Origin of the sequence: Ruegeria aquimaris (genome assembly GCF_025751555.1) — a bacterium.
Classification (GTDB): domain Bacteria; phylum Pseudomonadota; class Alphaproteobacteria; order Rhodobacterales; family Rhodobacteraceae; genus Ruegeria_B; species Ruegeria_B aquimaris.
The window spans coordinates 31,020-53,472 of the sequence record NZ_JAOWLB010000021.1 but is presented as its reverse complement, the minus strand read 5'-3'; the positions used below and the strand labels follow the sequence as shown (position 1 = coordinate 53,472).

The 22,453-nt window shown below is 65.0% G+C and carries 27 protein-coding genes; 12 read left to right on the top strand and 15 right to left on the bottom strand.

The window, feature by feature from the left end; all coding sequences use genetic code 11:
• The first annotated feature begins 1 nt into the window (after position 1).
• The gene (locus OE747_RS20680) at positions 2-283 is read left to right on the top strand and encodes a cupredoxin domain-containing protein (RefSeq protein ID WP_263830366.1); all 282 of its coding nucleotides are present in this window, start codon (positions 2-4) and stop codon (positions 281-283) included.
• A gap of 12 nt (positions 284-295) precedes the next feature.
• On the opposite strand, the gene OE747_RS20675 is transcribed toward OE747_RS20680, so the two are convergent.
• Complete coding sequence (locus OE747_RS20675; RefSeq protein WP_263830365.1) at positions 296-733, bottom strand: MarR family winged helix-turn-helix transcriptional regulator; 438 nt, start codon at positions 731-733, stop codon at positions 296-298.
• 111 nt (positions 734-844) lie between these two features.
• Here OE747_RS20675 and OE747_RS20670 point away from each other — a divergent pair, with 111 nt between their 5' ends.
• Positions 845-1,273 carry an organic hydroperoxide resistance protein gene (locus tag OE747_RS20670; protein ID WP_263830364.1) on the top strand — a complete coding sequence of 143 codons (429 nt, stop codon included), beginning with the start codon at positions 845-847 and terminating at the stop codon, positions 1,271-1,273.
• Positions 1,274-1,328: 55 nt separating this feature from the next.
• On the opposite strand, the gene OE747_RS20665 is transcribed toward OE747_RS20670, so the two are convergent.
• Complete coding sequence (locus tag OE747_RS20665; RefSeq protein ID WP_263830363.1) at positions 1,329-2,195, bottom strand: branched-chain amino acid aminotransferase; 867 nt, start codon at positions 2,193-2,195, stop codon at positions 1,329-1,331.
• A gap of 155 nt (positions 2,196-2,350) precedes the next feature.
• Here OE747_RS20665 and OE747_RS20660 point away from each other — a divergent pair, with 155 nt between their 5' ends.
• The 7 genes from OE747_RS20660 (at position 2,351) to dxs (ending at position 8,450) form a co-directional block, all read left to right on the top strand.
• Positions 2,351-2,863: a MarR family winged helix-turn-helix transcriptional regulator gene (locus OE747_RS20660; protein ID WP_263830362.1), complete on the top strand. Its 513-nt coding sequence runs from the start codon at positions 2,351-2,353 to the stop codon at positions 2,861-2,863.
• On the top strand, positions 2,860-3,561 hold the full coding sequence (locus OE747_RS20655) for a response regulator (RefSeq protein WP_263830361.1): 702 nt from the start codon (positions 2,860-2,862) through the stop codon (positions 3,559-3,561). The genes OE747_RS20660 and OE747_RS20655 overlap by 4 nt, the downstream gene beginning before the upstream one ends.
• Before the next feature lie 72 nt (positions 3,562-3,633).
• Positions 3,634-4,416 carry a delta-class carbonic anhydrase gene (locus OE747_RS20650; protein WP_263830360.1) on the top strand — a complete coding sequence of 261 codons (783 nt, stop codon included), beginning with the start codon at positions 3,634-3,636 and terminating at the stop codon, positions 4,414-4,416.
• 55 nt (positions 4,417-4,471) lie between these two features.
• Complete coding sequence (locus OE747_RS20645) at positions 4,472-5,398, top strand: histone deacetylase family protein (protein ID WP_263830359.1); 927 nt, start codon at positions 4,472-4,474, stop codon at positions 5,396-5,398.
• A complete protein-coding gene (locus OE747_RS20640; RefSeq protein WP_044027791.1) occupies positions 5,395-5,637 on the top strand; it encodes an exodeoxyribonuclease VII small subunit in 243 nt (80 codons plus the stop codon). Before OE747_RS20645 ends, OE747_RS20640 begins: the two co-directional genes overlap by 4 nt.
• 2 nt (positions 5,638-5,639) lie before the next feature.
• Positions 5,640-6,506, top strand: coding sequence for a polyprenyl synthetase family protein (locus OE747_RS20635; RefSeq protein ID WP_263830358.1), 867 nt, complete (start codon positions 5,640-5,642; stop codon positions 6,504-6,506).
• 15 nt (positions 6,507-6,521) lie between these two features.
• Complete coding sequence (gene dxs / locus OE747_RS20630; protein ID WP_263830357.1) at positions 6,522-8,450, top strand: 1-deoxy-D-xylulose-5-phosphate synthase; 1,929 nt, start codon at positions 6,522-6,524, stop codon at positions 8,448-8,450.
• An 80-nt stretch (positions 8,451-8,530) separates the two neighbouring features.
• On the opposite strand, the gene OE747_RS20625 is transcribed toward dxs, so the two are convergent.
• From OE747_RS20625 to OE747_RS20590, 8 genes are all read right to left on the bottom strand, one after another.
• Positions 8,531-9,688 (bottom strand): alpha/beta hydrolase, encoded by a 1,158-nt coding sequence (locus tag OE747_RS20625; protein ID WP_263830356.1) that lies wholly within the window; start codon positions 9,686-9,688, stop codon positions 8,531-8,533.
• Between the two features lie 313 nt (positions 9,689-10,001).
• The gene (locus tag OE747_RS20620; RefSeq protein ID WP_263830355.1) at positions 10,002-10,760 is read right to left on the bottom strand and encodes a tyrosine-protein phosphatase; all 759 of its coding nucleotides are present in this window, start codon (positions 10,758-10,760) and stop codon (positions 10,002-10,004) included.
• A complete protein-coding gene (locus OE747_RS20615) occupies positions 10,757-11,563 on the bottom strand; it encodes a metallophosphoesterase family protein (protein WP_263830354.1) in 807 nt (268 codons plus the stop codon). The genes OE747_RS20620 and OE747_RS20615 overlap by 4 nt, the downstream gene beginning before the upstream one ends.
• On the bottom strand, positions 11,560-12,330 hold the full coding sequence (locus tag OE747_RS20610) for an ATP-binding cassette domain-containing protein (protein WP_263830353.1): 771 nt from the start codon (positions 12,328-12,330) through the stop codon (positions 11,560-11,562). Before OE747_RS20610 ends, OE747_RS20615 begins: the two co-directional genes overlap by 4 nt.
• Positions 12,327-13,277 carry an ABC transporter ATP-binding protein gene (locus tag OE747_RS20605; RefSeq protein WP_263830352.1) on the bottom strand — a complete coding sequence of 317 codons (951 nt, stop codon included), beginning with the start codon at positions 13,275-13,277 and terminating at the stop codon, positions 12,327-12,329. Before OE747_RS20605 ends, OE747_RS20610 begins: the two co-directional genes overlap by 4 nt.
• Entirely contained in the window at positions 13,274-14,092 is an 819-nt protein-coding gene (locus tag OE747_RS20600; RefSeq protein WP_263830351.1) for an ABC transporter permease, read from the bottom strand. The genes OE747_RS20605 and OE747_RS20600 overlap by 4 nt, the downstream gene beginning before the upstream one ends.
• Entirely contained in the window at positions 14,089-15,033 is a 945-nt protein-coding gene (locus OE747_RS20595; protein ID WP_263830350.1) for an ABC transporter permease, read from the bottom strand. Before OE747_RS20595 ends, OE747_RS20600 begins: the two co-directional genes overlap by 4 nt.
• A 46-nt stretch (positions 15,034-15,079) precedes the next feature.
• Positions 15,080-16,573, bottom strand: a complete 1,494-nt coding sequence (locus OE747_RS20590) for an ABC transporter substrate-binding protein (RefSeq protein WP_263830349.1) — start codon at positions 16,571-16,573, stop codon at positions 15,080-15,082.
• 332 nt (positions 16,574-16,905) lie between these two features.
• On the opposite strand from OE747_RS20590, the gene OE747_RS20585 reads away from it, so the two are divergent.
• Positions 16,906-17,649 (top strand): hypothetical protein, encoded by a 744-nt coding sequence (locus OE747_RS20585; RefSeq protein WP_263830348.1) that lies wholly within the window; start codon positions 16,906-16,908, stop codon positions 17,647-17,649.
• A complete protein-coding gene (locus tag OE747_RS20580) occupies positions 17,646-18,410 on the top strand; it encodes a hypothetical protein (protein ID WP_263830347.1) in 765 nt (254 codons plus the stop codon). The genes OE747_RS20585 and OE747_RS20580 overlap by 4 nt, the downstream gene beginning before the upstream one ends.
• Positions 18,411-18,507: 97 nt before the next feature.
• Here OE747_RS20580 and OE747_RS20575 read toward each other — a convergent pair whose 3' ends face one another.
• The gene (locus OE747_RS20575; RefSeq protein WP_263830346.1) at positions 18,508-19,353 is read right to left on the bottom strand and encodes an SDR family oxidoreductase; all 846 of its coding nucleotides are present in this window, start codon (positions 19,351-19,353) and stop codon (positions 18,508-18,510) included.
• 87 nt (positions 19,354-19,440) lie between these two features.
• On the opposite strand from OE747_RS20575, the gene OE747_RS20570 reads away from it, so the two are divergent.
• On the top strand, positions 19,441-20,073 hold the full coding sequence (locus OE747_RS20570) for a class I SAM-dependent DNA methyltransferase (protein ID WP_263830345.1): 633 nt from the start codon (positions 19,441-19,443) through the stop codon (positions 20,071-20,073).
• Positions 20,074-20,084: 11 nt separating this feature from the next.
• Here the strand turns inward: OE747_RS20570 and queF are convergent, their stop codons facing one another.
• From queF to queC, 4 genes are read right to left on the bottom strand one after another with little or no spacing between them, the layout of a single operon-like run.
• Positions 20,085-20,552, bottom strand: coding sequence for a preQ(1) synthase (gene queF / locus OE747_RS20565; protein ID WP_011049432.1), 468 nt, complete (start codon positions 20,550-20,552; stop codon positions 20,085-20,087).
• 21 nt (positions 20,553-20,573) lie between these two features.
• Entirely contained in the window at positions 20,574-21,293 is a 720-nt protein-coding gene (gene queE, locus OE747_RS20560; RefSeq protein WP_263830344.1) for a 7-carboxy-7-deazaguanine synthase QueE, read from the bottom strand.
• Positions 21,290-21,646, bottom strand: a complete 357-nt coding sequence (queD, locus tag OE747_RS20555; RefSeq protein ID WP_164128457.1) for a 6-carboxytetrahydropterin synthase QueD — start codon at positions 21,644-21,646, stop codon at positions 21,290-21,292. The genes queE and queD overlap by 4 nt, the downstream gene beginning before the upstream one ends.
• The gene (queC, locus tag OE747_RS20550; protein WP_263830343.1) at positions 21,646-22,338 is read right to left on the bottom strand and encodes a 7-cyano-7-deazaguanine synthase QueC; all 693 of its coding nucleotides are present in this window, start codon (positions 22,336-22,338) and stop codon (positions 21,646-21,648) included. The genes queD and queC overlap by 1 nt, the downstream gene beginning before the upstream one ends.
• Positions 22,339-22,453: the final 115 nt, after the last annotated feature.

The window sequence follows — 22,453 nt, the reverse complement described above, 5'->3', positions numbered from 1 at the left end:
CGTGGGTTCCGCCCTCCCCGCATCGGGCTCTAGCCCGGTGGTGGTCGATATCCGCGCCTTTGCGTTTGAACCGGCCGAAGTCACCATCCGGGCCGGGGAAACCGTACGCTGGATCAATCACGACTTTGCCCCACATACCGCCACCGATGTTGAGGTGAACTGGGACACTGAGGAATTGGAAAAGGGCGGGCAGGCGGTGATCCGCTTCGACACCCCTGGCACCTATCCCTACTTCTGCGCCTATCACCCGCATATGAAAGGGGTGGTCACGGTGACCACCTGACGCGCGGGGCCGCTATCCGGCCTCGCGCAACCGAGCCGTCAGCCGGTGCAGCCGGTCGCGCAGCTCGGCCAGTTCGGCCAGGTCCGCATCCGCCGCCGCCAGGATACAGTTCGAGATGTCCGCCGCCTCGCCCTCCAGCGCCCGGCCCTTGTCAGTCAGGGTCACGATCACGCTGCGCTCATCCTGTGGGTTGCGCGCGCGCCTGAGCAGCCCCGCCGCCTCCATCCGCTTCAAGAGCGGCGTCAGCGTGTTCGATTCCAGCTGCAATTCCGTACCCAGATCGCTCACCTTGCGGCCGTCCTGCTGCCACAGCGCCACCAGCACCAGGTATTGCGGATAGGTCAGATCGAACCGCGCCAGCAACGGGCGGTACAGCCGCCCCATCGCGTGATTGGCGGAATAGAGCGAAAAGCACAGCAATTCATCAAGGGTCAGGGCACGGTCCAGCATCCCCCCAATATAGATCGCGCGCGATTATTTCGCAATGTCTTGCATTTCTCGGCTTGTGTCTCTATTTAAATCGTACACGATATAATCGCACTCGATGTTATGGAGCCCAACATGACCGTTTCCCCCGTCTATACCGCCCATGCCCGGGCCACCGGTGGCCGCAATGGCCAGGCCCAAGTCGCCGAATCCGGCCTCGACCTGGTGCTCGCCACCCCGCCCGCGATGGGGGGTAACGGCAAGGGCCATAACCCCGAACAGCTGTTCGCCGCCGGTTATGCCGCCTGTTATATCGGGGCGATGCAATTCGCCACGACCCAGGACAAGACGCTGGCCAAGGTGCCCGCCGATGTCTCGGTCGACGCCGAAGTCGGCATCGGCCCCCGTGCCGAGGGTGGGTTTGGCCTGACCGTGGCGCTCAAGGTCTCGATGCCCGGCGTCGATGCCGCCGAGGCGCAGCGCATCGCCGATGCGGGCCACGCCATCTGCCCCTATTCCAACGCCACCCGCGGCAACGTCGTGGTCACGACCGAAATCGTCTGAACGAAAAAAGGGCGCCGATCATCCGGCGCCCTTTCCCCAATAAACAGGTCGCGATTTACGCCCGTACCAGCGCCTCGTACTCCGCCGCGATATCGCGGGTCATCTGGCCCACTTCGAACGTATAGGGACCGATCTGGCCCACCGGGGTGACCTCGGCGGCGGTGCCGGTCAGCCAGCACTGTTCGAACCCTTCCATCTCTTCCGGCTTGATGCGGCGCTCGTGCACGGTGATGCCCTTGTCCTTGAGCATCCCGATCACCGTCTGCCGGGTGATCCCGTTCAGAAAGCAGTCGGCCAGCGGCGTATGCACCTCGCCATCCTTGACAAAGAACACGTTGGCACCGGTCGCCTCGGCCACATAGCCGCGCCAGTCCATGAACAGCGCGTCCGAGCACCCCTTGGCCTCGGCCTTGTGCTTGGAGATGGTGCAGATCATGTAAAGACCCGCCGCCTTGGCATGGACCGGGATCGTCTCGGGGCTGGGCCGCTTCCATTCCGCGATGTCCAGCTTGGCGCCCTGCATCTTGGCATCGCCGTAATAGGCGCCCCAGGGCCAGACCGCGATCGCCATCCGCACCGGGTTGCGGGCCGAAGCCACGCCCATATCCTCGCCCGACCCGCGCCAGACCACCGCCCGCACATAGGCGTCCGTCAGCCCGCTGGCCTTCAGCGTCGCCTCCTTGGCCGCCTCGATCTGATCCACCGAATAGGGCATCGGCATGTCCAGCGCCTGGGCGCTCGCGATCAGGCGCTCGGAATGTTCGCGGCTCTTGAAGATCTTGCCGTTATAGGCCCGCTCGCCCTCGAACACCGAACTGGCGTAATGCATCGCATGCGTCAGGATATGCACCTTGGCATCCCGCCAGGGAACAAACTCGCCATCCATCCAGATCACGCCGTCGCGATCGTCATAAGCCGCCATGCCACATCCTCCAGCCCAGGCCTTTTCCGAAAATTGCGCTGCTTAAGTCCGATCCGGACACAAAGTTGCGCAAAAACTGCGACTCGATACTTGTTCCGTATTGGAATGTCAACAAGACTGACATAAGCTGCCCCGAACCAAGGAAGAGGCACATCATGTCCGACGCGCGGCCCGCCCAAAGCTTTGGCGGCGAAAGCCTGCTGTTCCTGACCGACGAGCAGTTGCGTCAGGGGATTGAGGCGATGTTCTTCGCCTATCGCGGCTTTACCGCCGATCCCGACCGGATTCTGGCGGAAATGGCCTATGGCCGCGCCCATCACCGGGCGATCCACTTCATCAACCGGGCGCCGGGCACCACGGTGAACAACCTGCTGGCCATCCTCGGAGTCACCAAACAGTCGCTCAACCGGGTCCTGCGCACCCTGATCGCCGACGGGTTGGTCGAAAGCCGGGTCGGCACCCAGGACAAGCGCGAGCGGCACCTCTTCCTGACCCCCGAAGGCGCCGCGCTCGAATCCAAGCTCTCGGACGCCCAGCGCATCCGCATGCGCAGCGCCTATAAAGAGGCCGGGCCCGACGCCGTCGCCGGGTTCCGCCAGGTGCTCGAGGCGATGATGGACCGCGAGATGCGCCGCACCTACGCCAACCTGCGGGACAGCGCCACATGACCACACTCGATTCCCATCTGCTGATCGTCGACGACGACGAGCGTATCCGCGACCTGCTCAAGAAATTCCTGATGCGCAACGGCTTCCTCGTGACCGCCGCCCGTGATGCCGCCCATGCGCGCCGGGTGCTCTCGGGTCTCGACTTCGACCTGATCGTCATGGATGTGATGATGCCGGGCGAGGATGGCGTCAGCCTGACCCGGTCGCTGCGCGAAACCCTCGCCACCCCGATCCTGCTGCTCACCGCGCGCGGGGAGACCGAACACCGCATCGCGGGGCTCGAGGCCGGGGCCGACGACTATCTCGCCAAACCCTTCGAGCCGCGCGAACTCCTGCTCCGGATCAACGCCATCCTGCGCCGCGTACCGGAAACGCTGGCACAGGAGGCCGCCCCGAAATTCCTGCAACTGGGTCCCATCCGTTATGATATCGAGCGGGGCGAGATGTGGCAGGGTGACCAACTGGTCCGCCTCACTGCCACCGAAAGCCAACTGATGAAGATCTTCTCGGCCCGCCCCGGCGAGGCGTTTTCCCGCAGCAAGCTGGTCGAGGAACTGGGCCGCGACCGAGGCCAGGCCCAGGAGCGCGCGGTCGACGTGCAGATCACCCGCCTGCGCCGCAAGATCGAGCCGAACCCGAAACAGCCGCGCTACCTGCAAACCGTGCGCGGCGCGGGCTATATGCTGGCGACCGACTAGCGCAGGCTTTTTCACCAAGAACCGCTACTTTCGTGATAACCTTACCCCATTCGTTAAATCGGGGTTCCATTCATGCAACGCACCAGCCTTCTGTCTCTCGCCCTGCTGTCGCTGGCCCTGCCCGCCAGCGCCCAGACCCTCTGTCAGGGCTTCGGCCCGCAAACCCCCCGCGACATCGCCAGCGCCATCGGCACCAACACGGTCAGCTTTCCCCACGCGCCCGAAACCTCCGCGATGAACCTCTGCGACATCCACACGCATACCAATGCCGAACACAAGGGGCCCGGTTTCTCGCTCCCCGGTGGCGAGGGCGAACATGGCGGCTGGAAATGCAATGGCACCGACAGCCTGTCCGCCGCCGAACTGGCCACGCCCGAGGGGCACGAGACATTCCACGGCGTAAAACCCGGCGACACGATCGAGGTGCATTGGGTCTATACCACCTGCGATGTCGATCCCGGCCCGACGCTGGGTTCCTGCTTCTCGGAGGCCTGCACCAACCCCTCCCTGCGGGTCGAATCGCAGGTGTTCCTGATCGTCAACGACGACAGCGCCGCCGACTTCGGCACCTTCGCCTATGACGGCCATATGGCGGGCGGATTGCACCAGCCCAAATCCCTGCCCTCGGGCACCGGTCAGCCCGTGGTCTTCCTCGGCTCCACCACCGGACCCAGCTACACGCAAGAGGTCTGTTCGCCCATGCAGGTGACATGGAGCGTGCGGCCCGAATGCATGAAACTCTCCTACAGCTCGGTCCAGCGCTGGGGCGCCAAGGGCAACGTGTTCAACGAGGATCACAGCCACGGCGTGCGCCAACTGGTGACCGCCCCCGAACTTCTGGCGCCGATCAACTGAGCCCGAGGGGACAGAGCGTTTGCAGAGCCGCCCGCGCGTTGCTAGCGTGCGCGCCATGACAACCGCCCTGATCACCCATGCCGACTGCCTGAACCATGTCACCCCCACCGGCCACCCCGAGCGGGTGGCCCGGCTCGAACATGTGCTTCACGCCCTCGAACCGCTCGACCTGCGCCGCGTCACCGCGCCGCTGGCCGCCGAAGACGACCTGCTGCGCATCCATCCCGCAGGCTACATCGCCGATATCCGCGATGCCCGGCCCGACCAGGGGTTCACCCAGATCGACGGCGACACCTTCCTGTCGCCCGGTTCGGTCGATGCCGCCTTTCGTGCCGCAGGCGCGGTGGTGCGCGCCGTCGACATGGTGCTGGGCGGCGAGGTGCAGAACGCCTTTTGCGCCATCCGCCCGCCGGGACACCACGCCGAACGCGAAACCGCGATGGGCTTTTGCCTCTTCGGCAATGCCGCGCTCGCCGCGAAACACGCGCTCGACCATCACGGATTGCGCCGTGTGGCGGTGGTGGATTTCGACGTGCACCATGGCAACGGTACCCAGGACCTCTTGTGGGACGAGGCGCGCGCGCTGCTGATCACCAGCCAGCAGATGCCGCTCTGGCCCGGCTCGGGCCGCCCGGACGAGGATGGCGCCCACGGCCAGATCGTCAATATCCCGCTGGCCCCCGGCACCGGCGGCGCCGAGATGCGCGCGGCCTACACGGCCCAGGCCTTCCCGCGCCTGCGTGCCTTCAAGCCCGAGCTTATCATCATCTCGGCCGGGTTCGACGCCCATCAGGACGACCCATTGGCCAACCTGAACTGGTCCACCGCAGATTTCGCTTGGCTTACCGCCGAGCTGTGCGCATTGGCGCAAGAGCTGTGCCAGGGCCGTATCGTCTCGACTCTCGAAGGCGGTTATGATCTGAACGCCCTCGCCGCCGCCACGCGCGCGCATGTACAGGAATTGATAAAGGCCGCGACATGACCGAGACCCCCGTCGACCAGATGAGCTTTGAACAGGCGATGAAAGAGCTGGAAACCGTGGTCGGCCAGCTTGAACGCGGCGATGTGGCGCTGGATCAGTCCATCGCGCTCTACGAACGCGGCGCGGCGCTGAAAAAACGCTGCGAGGACGAGCTCAAGCGCGCCGAGGAAAAGGTTGCCGCCATCACGCTCGACAGTAATGGCCAGCCGACGGGCACCAAGCCGGTCGAAGGTCTCTGACCATGTTCGGCGAAAGGCTGGCGCAGGACGCCGCGCTGATCCAGCGCAGTTTCGACACTGTGCTGGGCGCGCTGGAGCCGCTCGACATCACCCGCGCCATGGCCTGGACCACCGAGGGCGGCAAGCGCCTGCGCGGCTTTCTGGTGCTGGAAAGCGCCCGGTTGCATGATGTGGACGAGGCCCGCGCGATCTGGCCCGCCACTGCCATCGAGGCACTGCATGCCTACAGCCTGGTGCATGACGACCTGCCCTGCATGGACGACGACGACCTGCGCCGGGGCCGCCCCACCGCCCATGTGAAATGGGACGAGGGCACCGCAGTTCTCGCTGGCGACGCGCTGCATTCGCTGGCTTTCGAACTCTGCACCCGCCCCGAGACAGGCAGCGCCGAGGTCCGCGCCACCCTGGCGCTCACGCTGGCACAGGCAGCGGGCGCGCGCGGCATGGTGCTGGGTCAGGCGCTGGACATCGCCGCCGAAACCGCGCCCGAACCGCTGACACTGGACCAGATCACCCACCTTCAGGCGGGCAAGACCGGCGCGCTGATCGAATGGTCCGCCGCTGCCGGTGCCGTGCTGGGTGGGGCCGACCCGGCCCCCTTGCGCCAATATGCCCGCGCGCTTGGGCTTGCTTTCCAGATCGCCGACGACATCTTGGATGTCGAAGGCGATGCTGAAAAGGCGGGCAAGCGGCTGCAAAAGGACGCCAGCGCGGGCAAGGCCACCTTTGTCTCGCTCCTGGGTCTCGACGCCGCCAAGAGCCGCGCCCGCGACCTTGTCGAGCAGGCCTGCGATGCCCTCGCCCCCTATGGCGCCCGCGCCGAAACCTTGAAGGAAGCCGCCCACTTCGTTATTGCGCGCGAGAACTGAACCGCAAAGGACACCATGTCTGACCGCCCGCATACCCCGCTTCTCGACCAGGTGACCCGTCCGGCGGACCTGAAACGGTTCTCCGACGCGCAGCTCACCCAGCTCGCGGGCGAGCTTCGGGCCGAGACCGTCTCGGCCGTCTCGGTCACCGGCGGCCACCTGGGCGCGGGTCTGGGCGTGGTGGAACTGACCGTGGCGCTGCACGCGGTGTTCGACACCCCGCGCGACAAGGTGATCTGGGATGTCGGCCACCAGTGTTACCCGCACAAGATCCTGACCGAACGCCGCGACCGCATCCGCACACTGCGGATGAAGGATGGTCTTTCGGGCTTCACCAAACGCTCCGAGTCGCCCTACGACCCGTTTGGCGCTGCCCATAGCTCCACCTCGATCAGTGCAGCCCTCGGCTTTGCCGTCGCCCGCGACCTGGGCGGCGTGACGCCCGAAGGGCTGGGCGACGCCATTGCCGTGATCGGCGACGGTTCCATGTCCGCCGGCATGGCTTTCGAGGCGATGAACAACGCGGGCCACCTGAAGAAGCGCCTCATCGTCATCCTCAACGACAATGAAATGTCGATCGCCCCGCCGGTCGGCGCGCTGTCGAACTACCTCTCCCGCCTCTATGCCGAGGCCCCGTTCCAGGAGCTGAAAGCCGCCGCCAAGGGCGCGGTCTCGCTCCTGCCCGAACCCTTCCGCGAGGGCGCCAAGCGCGCCAAGGAAATGCTCAAGGGCATGGCCGTCGGCGGCACCCTGTTCGAGGAGTTGGGGTTTTCCTATATCGGCCCCATCGACGGGCATGACATGCACCAGCTCCTGCCGGTCCTGCGCACCATCAAGGCGCGCGCCACCGGCCCGATCCTGCTGCATGTGCTGACGAAAAAGGGCAAGGGTTATGCCCCCGCCGAACGTGCCCGCGACCGGGGCCACGCCACCGCCAAATTCGACGTGGTGACGGGCGAGCAGAAAAAGGCGCCGTCAAACGCGCCCTCCTATACCTCGGTCTTTGGCAAGGCGCTGGTCGATCAGGCCGCCCGCGACGACAAGATCGTCGCCGTCACCGCCGCCATGCCCGACGGCACCGGGCTGAACCTCTTTGCCGAACGCTACCCCTCGCGCTGTTTCGACGTGGGCATCGCCGAACAGCATGGCGTGACCTTCTCCGCCGCGCTGGCGGCAGGCGGGCTGAAACCCTTCTGCGCGATGTATTCGACCTTCCTGCAACGCGGCTACGATCAGGTCGTGCATGACGTCGCGATCCAGCGCCTGCCGGTCCGTTTCGCCATCGACCGCGCCGGGCTGGTCGGCGCCGACGGCGCCACCCATGCGGGCAGCTTCGACATCGCCTATCTGGCCAACCTGCCCGGCATGGTGGTCATGGCCGCCGCCGACGAGGCCGAACTGGTGCACATGGTCGCCACCGCCGCCGCCCATGACGACGGCCCGATCGCTTTCCGCTATCCGCGCGGCGAGGGCGTGGGCGTCGAGATGCCCGAACAGGGCAAGGTGCTGGAGATCGGCAAGGGCCGGATGATCCGGAAAGGCGCCCGCGTCGCGCTCCTCTCCTTCGGCACCCGGCTGGCCGAGGTTCAAAAGGCCGCCGAGGCGCTGGCCGCCAAGGGGATCACCCCGACCATCGCCGACGCCCGCTTCGCCAAACCGCTCGACCGTGACCTGATCCTGCAACTGGCTCACGACCACGAAGCGCTGATCACCATCGAAGAAGGCGCCGTCGGCGGCTTCGGCAGCCACGTGGCACAACTGCTCTCGGACGAAGGCGTCTTCGACCACGGGCTCAAATTCCGCTCGATGGTCCTGCCCGATACGTTCATCGACCAGTCCAGCCCCGAGGACATGTACGCCATCGCAGGCATGAACGCCCCCCAGATCGAGACCAAGGTTCTGGAGGTGCTGGGCGTGGCGAAGATCGGGGAGAAGAGGGCGTAGGTTAAACATGCCCAGATCACCGATCAATCAAACAGTCGGCGCTATCCGCAACCAGGGAGCGTCGCCAGCCGGAAATGGCTTCATTCGAATGCGACCATAATCGGAAGCCCCCCAAGAACATCGCCCAGCCGTGTCGCCCGCTGGTTCCGGTCAAAGCGGCTTTTGTCGTTCAACCCGTGGCCGATCAATTGCACGACTTCCGGAGATCCCGCAAACTTGGAATGGCTCCCCGAGCTTGAATCGCTGATCTTTGACAGATCAATGGCGATAACCCCAAGCTTGGCCAGTTCGTCAATGTTCGATGCGCCCACCCGTGGCACGCCACCGGCAATCCTGCGCGAGATGCTCAAGGCGCTGTCGTCCTCTGACAACAGAACAAAGAACCGGTCGAATTTCGTGTCGATCTGTTCCAGCTGAGATCGAAACAAGTCCAGGTCGATATCCGGCGAGGCTAATATGATGGTCCGCAGCCGGCCGGTTGCGTTGAACCTGCCGGTTTGCACGGCGTCCTTCATCGCCTCCATGGTCAGGAATGCACCCATGGAATGGGCCAGGATGTCGTATCCTTCGGCGTTGGTCCGGGCCATGATTGCAGCGATTTCCGGAAATCGCGGTCGCGCAATCAGCGCACTGTTCAAATCGTAGACATAGCGCGTCAACCGTGCCGCCGAAGCCCAGTCGAAAAGCACCGGAACTCCCTGAAAACCGCTATCCTCGACGAACTGGGCCAGCCGCAAGACGGCATCGCTGGTGGTATTGTTGTATCCATGCACGAAAAACAGGATATCCCGGTGTCCTCTCGGGATTTTCGCCAGCTCCCGATTGAGCGAAGCGACAAAGGCGTCGTCCGACGCGTAGACGGTCGGTTCGACGACCGCAAATTCGGTTCTGGGGTCCGGCGGCAGTCTCTTCGCCCGTTCCAACTCGCCGACAACATGCGTCGGCGGGATTGAAACCTGTACCGAGGCAAGTCCAAGCTCCGGCGCGCGCTGATCGGAAAACAGGGCGCCCACGGTTTCGGTCTGCTGCCGCGTGGTCATCAGAAAGATCTTGTGTTTGGTCGCCGCTTGCACCGTTGCGACCGGGACCTTGGGATTGTCGACACCGATAAGTTCCGGCGGCGGCGAACAGGACACCAAGACCAATGCGGCCGTGATCCCCAACAGCCAGCGCAATCCCGAAACGGTGCGTGTCGTTTGGTGCATCAGGTTCTTGCGGACTTGGATTGCAATGATCATGTCGTCGTCCATCTCTTCCTTCACCGAAAGGCGAGAGGCAAACTGACCCGCATCTTTCGCACCCGACCAAGCATCACATCTGTGCCAAGCCTAACGATCCGCCAAGGGTCCGTAAGCTTATTCATCAAATGTCGCTTCTACGGCCAGAGACTCTCCCCCATTCGAACTGGGAATACGAAACGTTGATGCATACCCGCCTGTCAAACAACGATGGGGCCAAAGTCCCGTCGCGGCGTGTCCCTGTTACAAACCCGCTGAAAAACCTCGCATTCGGATGCACCGCCGCTGGCAGCCAGTCCGCGGATTGGCCGCCCTACCCCATCAGCAGCCGCTCGCGCAGGGCCGAGATATCGCCGGGCTCCAACCCGATATCCTTCAGGTAGCCCGCAATCGAGCCGTGCCGCCGGTCGATATGGTCCAGCATCGCCGCCATGGTTGGCGGCGCGCAGGCCAGGAACCGGGCATGCGCCTCGGCATCGCCGCCGTTCTGGCGCGTGCGTTCCAGCAGCTCCTCGACCAGCGCCGCGATGAACTCGCCGGTCAGCGCGTAATCGGCCAGGATGGTCTCGCGCTCCACCCCCGCCGTACCCAACAGCAGCGCCGCGATGATCCCTGTCCGGTCCTTGCCGGCAGTGCAGTGAAACAGCACCGCCCCTTTCGGCGCCACAGCAATCCGCGCCAGCACCGCGCGCACCGCCTCGCCCCGCTCGATCAGCGCCGTCAGATAGAACGGCACCAGCGGATCGTCGTGATCGCCCGCCCGGATGCGCTGCATCGTGGGCGCCAGATCGTCATAGACCGGCTGGTGATGGAACAGCACGTCGGGATGCCCAAGGTAGGGGTTCGGCTCCTCGGCCAGTTCCGCCGCCGACCTCAGGTCGATGACCGAGGTCAGCCCCTCACTCCCCAGCGCATCCAGCCCCTCTGCCGTGATCCGGTGCAGCCCGTCGCCGCGCAGCACCCGCCGCCAGCGCGTCAGCTTGCCGTCAGCCGTCGGATACCCGCCCAGATCGCGCAGGTTCTGCACGCCGGGCAGGATCAGATGCCGCTTGGGGTGCTTGATCATCGTCATCGGAACGCCCGCAACCGCGCCTCTTCCAGCACCGCCAGTTCGCGGCGCTCCGGCGACAGCGGCGCAAAGGCCACCGACAACCCGTGCGGCCGCAAGATGCACAGGCCCATGCTGGTGCCCTCGACAATGCGCATGTCGCGCTGCTCCAGGATATCCACCGTCGAATTCAGCCCCATGCAGGTGACCACCGGCACCCCCCGCCAGTGATGCACCTGGTCCAGATGCACATGCCCCGACAGCACCCCGACCACGCCCCGCCCCTCCAGCGTCTCGCCAAACACGCGCGAGCTTTCGGGGTCGAGACTGGCCCAAGGCAGCGTGCGCGCGTCCATATGCGGCGGGTGATGCGCGACCACCAGCTTGGGCAGGTCCGGCGCCCGGTCCAGCGCAGCGTCGAGAAAGGCGATCTGTTCGGCGTCGATCCGCCCGGCCACCCGCCCCGGCACCAAAGTATCCAGCGTGATCACATGCAGACCCGACACGACCCGGTCGTGAAAATAAGGCCCATCGCCGGTGCCGGTCCCGAACACCTGCGCAAACGCCGCCCGCTTGTCGTGATTGCCCAGCGCCAGAACCAGCGGCGGCACCAGCCCACTCAGGATCTCCCTGAGCAACTCATAAGATTGCACCGCGCCCGTATTGGTCAGATCGCCGCTGGCCACCACCAGATCGGGCGCCGGGTCCATCGCGTTGATCAGGCCGACCACATGCCTGAGCATGCCCACCGTATCGGTCCGCAACGAAGGGTCGCCCACATCGGGGTGAGAGACATGGAGATCGGTCAGATGAACGATACGTGTCATAATAGTCCGCCAGCCTGCAAAAGCGATTTCGTGTACGCGGTCCCGGGGTTGCGCATGATCTGCCCCACCGCACCCTGCTCCACCGTCTTGCCATGTTCCATCACAAGAACGTGGTCGCAGATGCTGCTCACGACCGCCAGATCGTGACTGATGAAAAGAATGGCAAGCCCCAGCTCATCCTGCAAGTCCATGAGCAGGTTAAGGATCTGCGCCTGCACCGACATATCCAGCGCCGACACCGCCTCGTCCGCCACCAACAGCGCGGGCCGGGTGACGATGGCGCGCGCGATGGCAACACGCTGGCGCTGCCCGCCCGAGAACTCGTGCGGGTATTTCCCCGCATCCGCCGGGCGCAGGCCGACATGCTCCAGCGCCTCGGCCACCTTGCCGCGCTCCTCCGCCCCGGTGGCGCGCAACGGCTCGGCAATGGACCAGCCCACCGTGCGGCGCGGGTCCAGACTGCCATAGGGGTCCTGGAACACCATCTGGAACCGGGGCCGCAACCGGCGCAGCGCGGCGGGCGGCAAGGCCGCCAGATCCTGCCCGTCGAACAGGATACGGCCCGCGTCCGGGCGCTCGAACCCCATGACCATGCGCGCCAGCGTCGACTTGCCCGACCCGGATTCCCCCACCACGCCCAGCGTCCGCCCGGCGTCGAGCGTGAAACTGGCGGCATCGACCGCCGTCAGCACCGGCGGCGGCGACCACAGCGCCCGCCGGGGCAGGCGATAGCGCCGCGTCACCGCTTCGACCGACAGCAGCGTCATGCGCCCTCCTCCGACCGGTGACAGATCATGGTGCCCCGTTGCGGTGGCCGTTCGCCCCGACACATATCCAGCTCGACCGGGCAGCGGCCTGCGAACCGGCAGCCGGGCGCCAGCTCGGCCAGGGGCGGCACGCTGCCGGGGATGGTCGGCAGGCGTCCGCGCCGCCCACCCGTCGCGCGCATGTTGCCGGGGCTCGGCCGCGCCGACAGCAGCCCTCGCGTATAGGGGTGCCGGGGCTGCGCAAGCACCTCCTCCGTCGCCCCCCGCTCGACGATATCGCCGCCATACATCACCATTACCCGCTCCGTCGCCCGCGCAACGGCGGCCAGGTCATGCGAGATGAACACCAGCCCCATGGTGCGCCGCTCGGCCAGCCCGACCAGCAGCTGCGTCACCCGCAGCGCCACGTTGGCATCCAGCGCCGTGGTTGGCTCGTCGGCGATCAGAACCCCCGGATCACAGGCCAGCGCCAGCGCGATCAGCACCCGCTGCCGCTGCCCGCCCGAGATCTCGTGCGGGAACTGGCGCAGCCGCGCCTCGGGATCGGGGATGCCCACTTCCCGGAACAGCTCCAGCGCCCGGGCGCGGGCCGCGTCGCGGCCCAGACCCAGATGCACCATCATCGGCTCCATCACCGTCTCGCCCACCCGCTTGATCGGGTTCAGCGCCGCCATCGGTTCCTGAAAGATCATCGCGACCCGCCGGGCGCGCAGCTTCTGCCAGATCGCCTCGCCCGCGCCCACCATCTGGGTCCCGTCAATCGTCAGGCTGCCGCTCACGCGGCCCGCATCCGGCACCATCCCCATCAGCGCCAGCCCCAGCATGGTCTTGCCGCAGCCCGATTCGCCCACGATGCCGATGCGGTCGCCCGGCGCGATGACAAACGATGCCTCGCGCACCGCCTGCCCGGCCCCCATATCCACCGTCAGCCCCGCTGCCTCGATCATCGCTGCCGGACCAGTCTGGGGTCGGTAATGTCGCGCAGCCCGTCCCCCAACAGGCTGAACCCCAACACCGCCGTCACGATGCACAACCCCGGATAGATCGCCAGTTGCGGCGCCAGATACATCAGCGTCTGTGCCTCGGACAGCATCCGCCCCCAGGACGGCGCCGGGGGCTGCGCCCCCAGACCCAGGTAACTCAGCGCCGCCTCGGCCAGGATCGCGATGGCAAACTCGATGGTGGCCTGCACGATGATCGGCGCCGCGATATTGGGCAGCACATGATCGCGCGAGATCACCACCCGCCCCATGCCCGCCGCCCGCGCGGCATAGACATATTCGCGGGTCCAGATCTGGTTGGCCGAGGCCCGCGTCACCCGCGCGAATACCGGGATATTGATGAACGCAATGGCGATGATCGCCACCATCAGCGACGGACCGAACACCGCCGCCAGCATGATCGCGAACAACAGCGCCGGAAAGGCGAAACCGATATCGGCGATGCGCATGATCACATCCTCGACCACGCCCCCCATGGCCGAGGCAAGAAGCCCCAGCGCAACCCCGATCACCCCGCCCAGACAGACCGAGATCAGCGCCACCGCCACCGAATTGCGCGCCGCCACCATCAGCTGCGAGAACACATCCCGCCCCAGCTGATCGGTGCCCAGCCAGTGCAGCTCGGACGGGGGCGCGAACTTGCCCCGGATGTTCAGCAGCGTATGGTCATGCGGCGTCCACACCAGCGACAGCGCGGCGGTTCCCGCCACCAGCGCCACCAGCACCGCGCCGATGACCAGGTTTGGCGGCAGTCTCGTCATGACCGCGCCTTCAGCCTGGGATCAATCGCCAGGTACAGCAGATCGACGATGAAATTCGCGGTCACCACGATGGCGGCAAACAGCATGACCAGCGCCTGCACCGTCGGCAGGTCGCGATTGGCGATGGACTGAAAGATCAGCCGCCCCAGACCGGGCAGATAGAACACGTTCTCGATCACGATGGTCCCGGTCACCAGTGCCGCGAATTGCAGGCCCACGATGGTCACGATCGGGATCAGCGCATTGGGCAGCACATGCCGCCACAACACCCTGCGCCGCGAAAACCCCATCGCCCGCGCGGTGCGGATATAGTCGAGCCGCATCACCTCCAGCGCCGAGGACCGCGTCACCCGCGCCAGCACCGCCGACTGCACCAGCGCCAGCGCCACCGTCGGCAAGATGAGCGACCGCACCGCCGCCGCCGGTTCCGACCAGCCCGGAAACCCGCCGGGCGGCAGCCAGCGCAGCTTGACCGCGAACAGCAGCACCAACAGGATCGACAGCCAGAACGCCGGCACCGCGATGCCCAGCTGGCTCAGGAACATGATACCCCAGTCCCCCGCCTTGCCATGGTTGGCGGCGGCGGCAACGCCGAGCGCAACCGCCAGGATCACGGTCACCACCATGCCCGAGATGGCCAGCGACACCGTCAGCGGAAGCCGCTCGGCGATCAGCTCGGACACCGGCACGCGGAATGACTGACTGATGCCGAAATCACCCTGCACCGCCCCCGCGATCCAGTGCAGATAGCGGCTCAGCACCGGCTCGTTCAGGCCCAGCTCCTCGCGCAGCGCGGCCAATGCATCCTCGGTCGCATCCAGCCCCAGGATCGACAGCGCCGGATCGCCCGGCAGGATATTCATCACCGCAAAGACCACCACCGACACCGCCAGCAGGGTCAAGACGAAACTGATCGTGCGGCGGAAAAGGAAGTACCCCATCAGTCGGCAGCAGCGCGCCGGATCACCCGGCGCGCCGCCTTTCCGGTCAGTTCACGGACACACCCGCCAGCGGCTGGAACAGCACCGCACGCGAATCCCAGAACCCCTCGACCCCGGTCTTGTAGACCCCAAGCTGCGGCAGCTGGAACAGGAACCCGTGCACCGCCTGATCGGCCAGGTACTTCTGGGCCTCCGCCAGCAGCGCATTGCGCGCCGCGTCATCGGCCTCGGCGCTGATCCGGTTCCACAGGTCGGTGTAGCCCGCATCGTCATAGCCATAGAAATATTTCGGCCCGCGCGCAAAATTGCCCATGTCGTTGGGCGAGGTATGGGCGATGATCGTCATGTCGTAATTGAGCTTCTTGTAGATCTCGTCGATCCAGAACCCCCATTCGACATTCTCCACCTTGGCGTCGATCCCGGCCTCGGCCAGCTGCGCCTGGATGATCTCGGCCGAGCGCGTCGCATAGGGGAAGGGCGGCACCCGCAAGGTCATGGTCGTCCCGGCAACCCCCGCCTCTTCGAACAGCGCCTTGGCCTTGGCGGTGTCATGCGGATAGGTGCCGGTCAGATCGACATAGGCGGGTCCATGCGGCGGATAGAAACTGCCGATCGGCACCGCCTGCCCATACATCGCCCCGTCGATGATCTCGCCCCGGTCGATGGCATGGCTCACCGCCTGCCGCACCCGGATATCGTTGAACGGCGCCTTCGCGTTGTTCATGGCCAGGATCACCTCGCCCTCGGTCGATCCGGTCACCACCTTGAACCGCGGATCGGCCTCGAACTGCGGCAACAGTTCAGGCGCCGGAAATCCGGGAAATGCGTCGATTTCCTCCGCAAGCAGCGCGGCCGAGGCCGCCGCCGCATCCGAGATGAACTTGAACTCTACCCGTTCCAGCGCCACCGAAGCCGCATCGCGATGATCGGGGTTCTTGACCAGCACCAGCTTGTCGCCCCGCGTCCAGCTGTCATACTTGAACGGCCCGGTGCCGACCGGGTTTGCGTTATTGGCCTCAACCGACTCGGGCGCCACGATAGACACGTCGCCCTGCGCCATGTTGAACAGGAAAAACGCGTCCTTCTGCTTCAGCTTGATCTCGACCGTGCCCGCGTCGACAACCGTCACGCTTTCAATCGGCTTGAACAGGCCTTTCGACGGGTTGACCGAATCCTCCGCCATCGCCCGGTCGAAACTGAACTTGACGTCCTCGGCATCGAACCCGGTGCCGTCATGGAACGTGGCCCCATCCACCAGGTCAAAGGTATAGGTCAGCCCGTCCTCGGACACCGTCCAGCTTTCCGCCAGTTGCGGCAGCACCTCGCCCGCCTCATTCACGGTGGTGAGCGATTCGAACAGGTTCTGCGTCAGCATCCCGTCAATCGACGCGGTCGCATCCGCCGTCGGATCCAGCGAGGTCGGCTCCTGCTGCAACCCGATGACAATGGTGGTTCCGGCCCAGCCCCCTGTCGGCGACAGCGCGGCGCACAGTGCCAGCGCGGCGATGGCCACGCCAGATCTTGCAAGTCTGGATGACATGGATGTCCTCCCCCTTTTCCATTGTTTGCGAACATATTCTGTAGAAAGTTCTTTACCTTTTCTTAAAGGCTGCATGAGTGACCCTGTCAGCGTCAACTGTTTTCGCCGCAGAGTGCGGCCCGCCTACCCCGGAGGTTTCCGGCCATCCATGCGCGCTACCTTGACCCGTCGTCACAGGTCGCCTTCAATGACCGGCAACCACCTTGGCCCTGTTCCAAAGGAAAACCATGCCGCCGCGTTCCTCCAAAAACGTCCCGACCGCCCGGCCTTTGGAGCGTGCCACAAAGGCCCGACTGGCAAACTTGTCCCGAAAAGCCTGGCAATTCTGCGCCATGGCCGCAGCAGCAACCCTGTTCACGGCCCATGGGCTTGCGGCCGGCGAGGTGTCCTTCAAGGTGACCGAACAGCTCACCATAAAAGATGCGCCAATCCCCTATTCGATGGTCCTTCGTCTCGGCGACGTCAACCCGACGCGGATGTCGGTGGCCGCGTATCTGGACCTGCGCGGGTTTCAGGCACAGGCGCCCGCCCTGCTCTCCAGCGTCCTGCAAGAGGACTGCAAACAGAAATTCGCGGTTGCCATCTCGGACGTTTCGGCCAAGGCCGACACCGTTTCCGTGCGCGGGCAGTTTCAGGCCAAGTTCTTCGGATGCAACACCAAGGACCCAAAGGTGCATTACCGCCGGTTTCTCCTGTTTGGCCAGAACGTGAATTTCCAGGCCACCGCGCGGACGGTTGTCACCCATCCATGCATGCGGGCAAGTCTGGTCGATCTGCAACTGGACCCCCTCGGGCTGCTGGGCGGCGCCGCCGACCTGTTCGGCCTGACCGAACTGGCCGAACGCCTGATTGTCGAAAAGGCCGAAGAGGCACTGTCAGACCACCCCGTCTGCCCCGAACTCCCGCCCGAAATCGCAAGTCTCGAACCGCGATATACCTCCGGCGGTATCCGCGAGATCGGCGCGGGCGGCCTTGGTGCCAATCTCAGCGGCTCGGTCGACACCAGCGCCGCAACGATCCTCGATCTGGTCCGGGTCATGAAAGACCGCGGCATTCTGGGGCCGCAAAACCAATGAAAACTGTTTGGACCCCCATCGCGCTTCTGGCCCTCACGATGCTGGCGCCCCAGGTCTCGGCCAACGAGGTTGACCTGACCTTTGACAATGACCTGACGGTTCTCGACCGCAAGATTCCCTACGGGCTCAGCCTGCAACTGACCGAGCGTGGCCCGACCCGCATCGGAACCGATGCGCTGCTCGACTTGACCAACGTCCAGTCCACCCTGCCCGGGATCGTGAACGGGCATACGCTGGTGGACCTGTGCACCCTCAAGGCCGAAATTCGCGGGATGGACCTGGCCGCTCAGGGTGGCAATTTCATGTTTTCGGGCACGCTTGCCGCCGACATGTATTCCTGCGCGCGCGAAGGCTTGACGGCCACTGACCGGGGACCGCTGGTCTTGTCACAGGACATGACCCTGACCGTCACCGCCGGGGTCCGGGTCGAGGACAATTGCGTCACCCTCAACCTGGCGGACATGGCCATAGACCTCACCGGCGCGGTCGAACTCACCGACGCGCAGAAACAGGCCTCGGCAAAGGCCGGGGATCTGCTGGTGGCGGTTGTCGAACGCCTGATGGCCAACCACCCGGTCTGTCCGAAACTGCCACCCGAGCTTGCATCGCTGGAACCGCGATACGACACTGGCGGCACCACCGAGATCGGCGAAGGTGGCTTGGGCCTCTCCCTGCGCGGCTCGACCGATGTCAGCACCGGGACCATTCTGGATATCTTGCAGGTGCTGCAAGACCGGGGCGTCCTGCCGCCCAAGCCCTGATCCTTTCCGGTTTCAGGCCGGAAATCGGCGTACAAAACGGTCAATCGCCGTCCCGGGACCGGTACAAAACGGTCGATTTCCGGTACAAAGGCCCGGTTCAGCCCTCGTCCGCCAGCGCCTCCAGCCCGACCTTGTAGTTGGGGTATTTCAGTTCGACCCCCAGCTCCTGCTTGATCTTGTCGTTCCGTACCCGCTTGTTTTCGCTATAGAAACTCCGCGCCATCGGGGTCAGGTCAGCCTCGTCGAAGTTGACGGCGGGCGGCAGCGGCAGCCCCTGCAACTCGGCCGCATAAGCAATCACATCCTGCGGCGGAACCGGCTCATCATCGCAAACATTATAGATCGCGCCGGGGTTTGGCCGTGCCATGGAAGCGGATAAAACCTGAGCGATATCAATGACATGTATGCGAGAGAACACCTGTCCCGGCTTGATGATCCGGCGCAGTCCGCCCTTGCCCAGCTTGGAAAACGGCCCCCGTCCGGGACCATAGATTCCGGCCAGCCGAAAGATGTGAACCGGCAGATCGGGCACCGCCTGCCATTGCTCCTCGGCCATCACCCGCCAGCGCCCGCGCGCCGCCGTTGGCGCGACCGGTGTGCTCTCGTCCACCCAGGCGCCGTCGTGATCGCCATAGACCGCCGTAGTGGAAAGGTATCCAACCCATTGAAACTGCTTGGCTCTTTTGGATATTTCCTCTCCCAGAGCCGCCAACACCGGATCCCCCGCCGCGTCCGGTGCGGTCGAGACCAGCAGATGCGTGACACCGTCGAACGACACATCGCCGCCGGGCCACAGAACCGGCTCGGCCCCGGATTGCCGGATCGCCTCCATCTGCTCGGGGTTGCGGCTGGTGCCGATGATCCGCCAGCCCCGCGGCGCCAGCCGCCGCGACAGCGCCCGGGCCGAATATCCATGTCCAAACGAAAGAAGCGTGCCTGTCATGCCCCATAGTTGCGACCCGCCGCCGGAACAATCAAGCGCATGATCGCCGCACTTGATTCGAATCCGCACTTGGGCCTTCAATTGTACATGAGCACAAAGACACCCGATCTGAACGCGGCCTATGGCCTGCAATCGCCCGAGGACAACCGGAAACTCTATGCCGAGTGGGCGGGCGATTATGACGACAGCTTTGCCGCGCGCGAGGATTACCAGCTACCGATGCACACCGCGCGCGCCTTTGTGGCGGCAGGTGGTCAAGGTCCGGTGCTGGATGTTGGGGCCGGAACCGGCCTCTGCGGCGCAATTCTGGCCGGGCTTGGCGTCGGCCCCATCGACGCCGCCGATATCAGCGCCGAGATGCTGGACCGCGCCATGCGCAAGGACATCTATCGCGACGCCATCGAGACCGACCTGAACCAGGGCATCCCCGCCCCGCGCGAGAGTTACTCCGGCATCGTCTCGTCAGGCACCTTCACCCATGGTCATCTGGGCCCCGAGGTTCTGCCTGCGCTCCTGCGCGTCGCCCGGCACGGCGCGCAATTCGCTATCTCGATCAATGCCAAGCATTTCGAGGAGAAAGGCTTCGATCTCGCCCTGCGCCGGATGGAGCAGGGGCAGATCGAGAACCTCAAACTGCCCCGGGTCCGCATCTATGGCGATCTGGCCGCAGGCCCGCACAAGGACGACATGGCCTATATTGCGCTGTTTGAGAAGTCCTAGAGGGCCTGAACCTAGCCCCGCCCGCGATAGGTCGGCACACCCTGATCGGGGATCCAGACACCCGGCAATTCCGGCCCGGTCTGATAAAACACGTCGATCGGGATGCCGCCGCGCGGATACCAATAGGCCCCGACCCTCAGCCATTTCGGCGCCAGCAACTCGACCAGCCGCTTGCCGATGGAGACGCTACAATCCTCGTGAAACGCGCCGTGGTTGCGGAACGAGCCGAGATAGAGCTTCAGCGACTTGCTTTCCACCAGCCAGTCGCCCGGCACATAGTCGATGACGATATGGGCGAAATCGGGTTGCGCCGTCAGCGGGCAGAGCGAGGTGAACTCGGGCGCGGTGAAGCGCACCGCGTAATCGGTGCCTGCCTGCGGGTTGGGCACCTTTTCCAGCACCGCCTCTTCGGGCGAGTTCGGCAGCTCGGTCTTGCCACCCAGTTGGGTCAGGTTCGCATAGATATCCTGATTGGCCATTGTCTTGCTCCTTTCGGCGCCTCAAACGCCGCGCTTGTTGCCCCAGACCAGCACATGCAGCTGCGGCAGGATTGTGGGGGTGAACCATCGGTCGGCCAGGGCCCGCCCGATCAGCCATTCGTACCGCGCCATGATACCGTCCATGTCGATGGCGGCATCCTCGGCATCGGGCGGCGGCGGCGTGTGGTTGCCCGGTTGCAGATAGACCGGTAGGGTCGGATAGCGCGCCGCCACCTCGCGCGCCCAAAGATAATCTGCCTCGTCGAACACCACGATCTTGATCACCGTCACCGCATCGCGCGCCCGTGCGATACAGTCGGCGAACCGGTCCCAATCGACCGTTTCGCCGGACGAGGGCGGCTTGGGGCTGAGGATCAGCGGCGACAATTCGCGGAACCAGCCGCGCGCGACCGATCCTTGGGTTTCCAGCGCAAAGCGATAGCCCTGCGCCTTGCCCATCTCGATCAGCGGGCCGAAATCCTGGATCGCCGGGTTGCCGCCCGACAGAGAGACCGTCAGCGGCACACCGCCCGACAGACGCACGACTTCGGTCCAGACCTCCTCGATGGTCATAGGCGCCCATGTGTCGCGATAGGCGCTGTCCACCGCATGCAGGCTGTCGCACCAGGAACAACGATAATCGCAACCGCCCGCCCGCACGAACACGGTGGGCGCGCCGATCACCGCGCCCTCACCCTGAATGGTGGGGCCGAATATCTCGGCGATGCGCAGCGTGCTCATGGCCGGTACTCGGCCCAGGTCTTGGGCGTTTCGCTGACCCGCACGGCGCTGGTCTCCGCCCAGCGCGCCTTGCAGAAGTCATAGACCTCTTTCGCCAGCCGCTCGGAAGTGACCATGTCATGGCCGAACACCTCGTTCAGGTGACGATGGTCCAGCGCATCGTCGATCCAGGTCTTGAGCGGCTTCAACTCGCGGTAATCGCGGACAAAGCCGTTGGCATCCAGATCGGCAGCAGCCAGTTCAACCTCGACGATATAGTTATGCCCGTGCAGCCGGGCACAGGGGTGATCCTCGGGCAGATGGCACAGCTGGTGCGAGGCCGAGAAATGGAACTCCTTGGTGATCCGGTACATCAGCGCCCCTCCACCGCCGCGCGCCAGAATTCGGGGTCGGCATAGGTGGTCGGATCGGTGACGCCCGCCAGATGGAACGCCTCGCGCCGTTCGACACAGGTGCCGCAGCGGCCGCAATGCACCTCGCCCCCCTTGTAGCAGGACCAGGTATCGGCAAAGGGCGTGTTGTGGCGCGCGCCCTCGCTCACGATGGCCGATTTCGGTTCGTGCACAAAGGGCGTGTAGAGCCGGACATTGGCATAACCGTCCAGCGCCTGCGCCTGCATCGCCTCGAACGCCTGGGTAAAACCGGGACGGCAATCGGGATAGATGAAGTGATCGCCGCCATGCACGGCGGTCGCCACCGCGTCGGCCTGTTTGGCCGCGGCGATGCCGAATGCGATGGCCAGCATGATGGCATTGCGGTTGGGCACCACGGTGATCTTCATGGTGTCTTCGGCATAATGCCCGTCGGGCACGTCCACATCATCGGTCAGGGCACTGCCCGACAGATGCGCGCCGATCTGGCGCATGTCGATCAGGTCATGCGGCACGCCCAGCCGCGCAGCCGCGCGGGCGGCAAAGTCCAGTTCCTTGCGGTGGCGCTGACCGTAGTCGAAAGAAATAAGGCCGATCAGATCGTGCTCGGCGGCCACCTTGTGGGCCAGCGATACCGAATCCAATCCACCGGAGCAGATGACAAGTGTCTTCACATTCAGGTCCCTTGTTTTCATAAGCCGGGTAGGCTGCGACCGGCGCCCGGATGATCCGGACCGGGCGCCTGTAGCAGAGGCGCGGGGCAAAGGTAAAGACCCGGCGCACCCATCG

Bases quoted from the DNA above. Each gene is read 5' to 3' on its own strand.
- OE747_RS20675 (WP_263830365.1), bottom strand. From the start codon at position 733: ATGCTGGACCGTGCCCTGACCCTTGATGAATTGCTGTGCTTTTCGCTC.
- OE747_RS20670 (WP_263830364.1), top strand. From the start codon at position 845: ATGACCGTTTCCCCCGTCTATACCGCCCATGCCCGGGCCACCGGTGGC.
- OE747_RS20665 (WP_263830363.1), bottom strand. From the start codon at position 2,195: ATGGCGGCTTATGACGATCGCGACGGCGTGATCTGGATGGATGGCGAG.
- OE747_RS20660 (WP_263830362.1), top strand. From the start codon at position 2,351: ATGTCCGACGCGCGGCCCGCCCAAAGCTTTGGCGGCGAAAGCCTGCTG.
- OE747_RS20655 (WP_263830361.1), top strand. From the start codon at position 2,860: ATGACCACACTCGATTCCCATCTGCTGATCGTCGACGACGACGAGCGT.
- OE747_RS20650 (WP_263830360.1), top strand. From the start codon at position 3,634: ATGCAACGCACCAGCCTTCTGTCTCTCGCCCTGCTGTCGCTGGCCCTG.
- OE747_RS20645 (WP_263830359.1), top strand. From the start codon at position 4,472: ATGACAACCGCCCTGATCACCCATGCCGACTGCCTGAACCATGTCACC.
- OE747_RS20640 (WP_044027791.1), top strand. From the start codon at position 5,395: ATGACCGAGACCCCCGTCGACCAGATGAGCTTTGAACAGGCGATGAAA.
- OE747_RS20635 (WP_263830358.1), top strand. From the start codon at position 5,640: ATGTTCGGCGAAAGGCTGGCGCAGGACGCCGCGCTGATCCAGCGCAGT.
- dxs (WP_263830357.1), top strand. From the start codon at position 6,522: ATGTCTGACCGCCCGCATACCCCGCTTCTCGACCAGGTGACCCGTCCG.
- OE747_RS20625 (WP_263830356.1), bottom strand. From the start codon at position 9,688: ATGATCATTGCAATCCAAGTCCGCAAGAACCTGATGCACCAAACGACA.
- OE747_RS20620 (WP_263830355.1), bottom strand. From the start codon at position 10,760: ATGACGATGATCAAGCACCCCAAGCGGCATCTGATCCTGCCCGGCGTG.
- OE747_RS20615 (WP_263830354.1), bottom strand. From the start codon at position 11,563: ATGACACGTATCGTTCATCTGACCGATCTCCATGTCTCTCACCCCGAT.
- OE747_RS20610 (WP_263830353.1), bottom strand. From the start codon at position 12,330: ATGACGCTGCTGTCGGTCGAAGCGGTGACGCGGCGCTATCGCCTGCCC.
- OE747_RS20605 (WP_263830352.1), bottom strand. From the start codon at position 13,277: ATGATCGAGGCAGCGGGGCTGACGGTGGATATGGGGGCCGGGCAGGCG.
- OE747_RS20600 (WP_263830351.1), bottom strand. From the start codon at position 14,092: ATGACGAGACTGCCGCCAAACCTGGTCATCGGCGCGGTGCTGGTGGCG.
- OE747_RS20595 (WP_263830350.1), bottom strand. From the start codon at position 15,033: ATGGGGTACTTCCTTTTCCGCCGCACGATCAGTTTCGTCTTGACCCTG.
- OE747_RS20590 (WP_263830349.1), bottom strand. From the start codon at position 16,573: ATGTCATCCAGACTTGCAAGATCTGGCGTGGCCATCGCCGCGCTGGCA.
- OE747_RS20585 (WP_263830348.1), top strand. From the start codon at position 16,906: ATGGCCGCAGCAGCAACCCTGTTCACGGCCCATGGGCTTGCGGCCGGC.
- OE747_RS20580 (WP_263830347.1), top strand. From the start codon at position 17,646: ATGAAAACTGTTTGGACCCCCATCGCGCTTCTGGCCCTCACGATGCTG.
- OE747_RS20575 (WP_263830346.1), bottom strand. From the start codon at position 19,353: ATGACAGGCACGCTTCTTTCGTTTGGACATGGATATTCGGCCCGGGCG.
- OE747_RS20570 (WP_263830345.1), top strand. From the start codon at position 19,441: ATGAGCACAAAGACACCCGATCTGAACGCGGCCTATGGCCTGCAATCG.
- queF (WP_011049432.1), bottom strand. From the start codon at position 20,552: ATGGCCAATCAGGATATCTATGCGAACCTGACCCAACTGGGTGGCAAG.
- queE (WP_263830344.1), bottom strand. From the start codon at position 21,293: ATGAGCACGCTGCGCATCGCCGAGATATTCGGCCCCACCATTCAGGGT.
- queD (WP_164128457.1), bottom strand. From the start codon at position 21,646: ATGTACCGGATCACCAAGGAGTTCCATTTCTCGGCCTCGCACCAGCTG.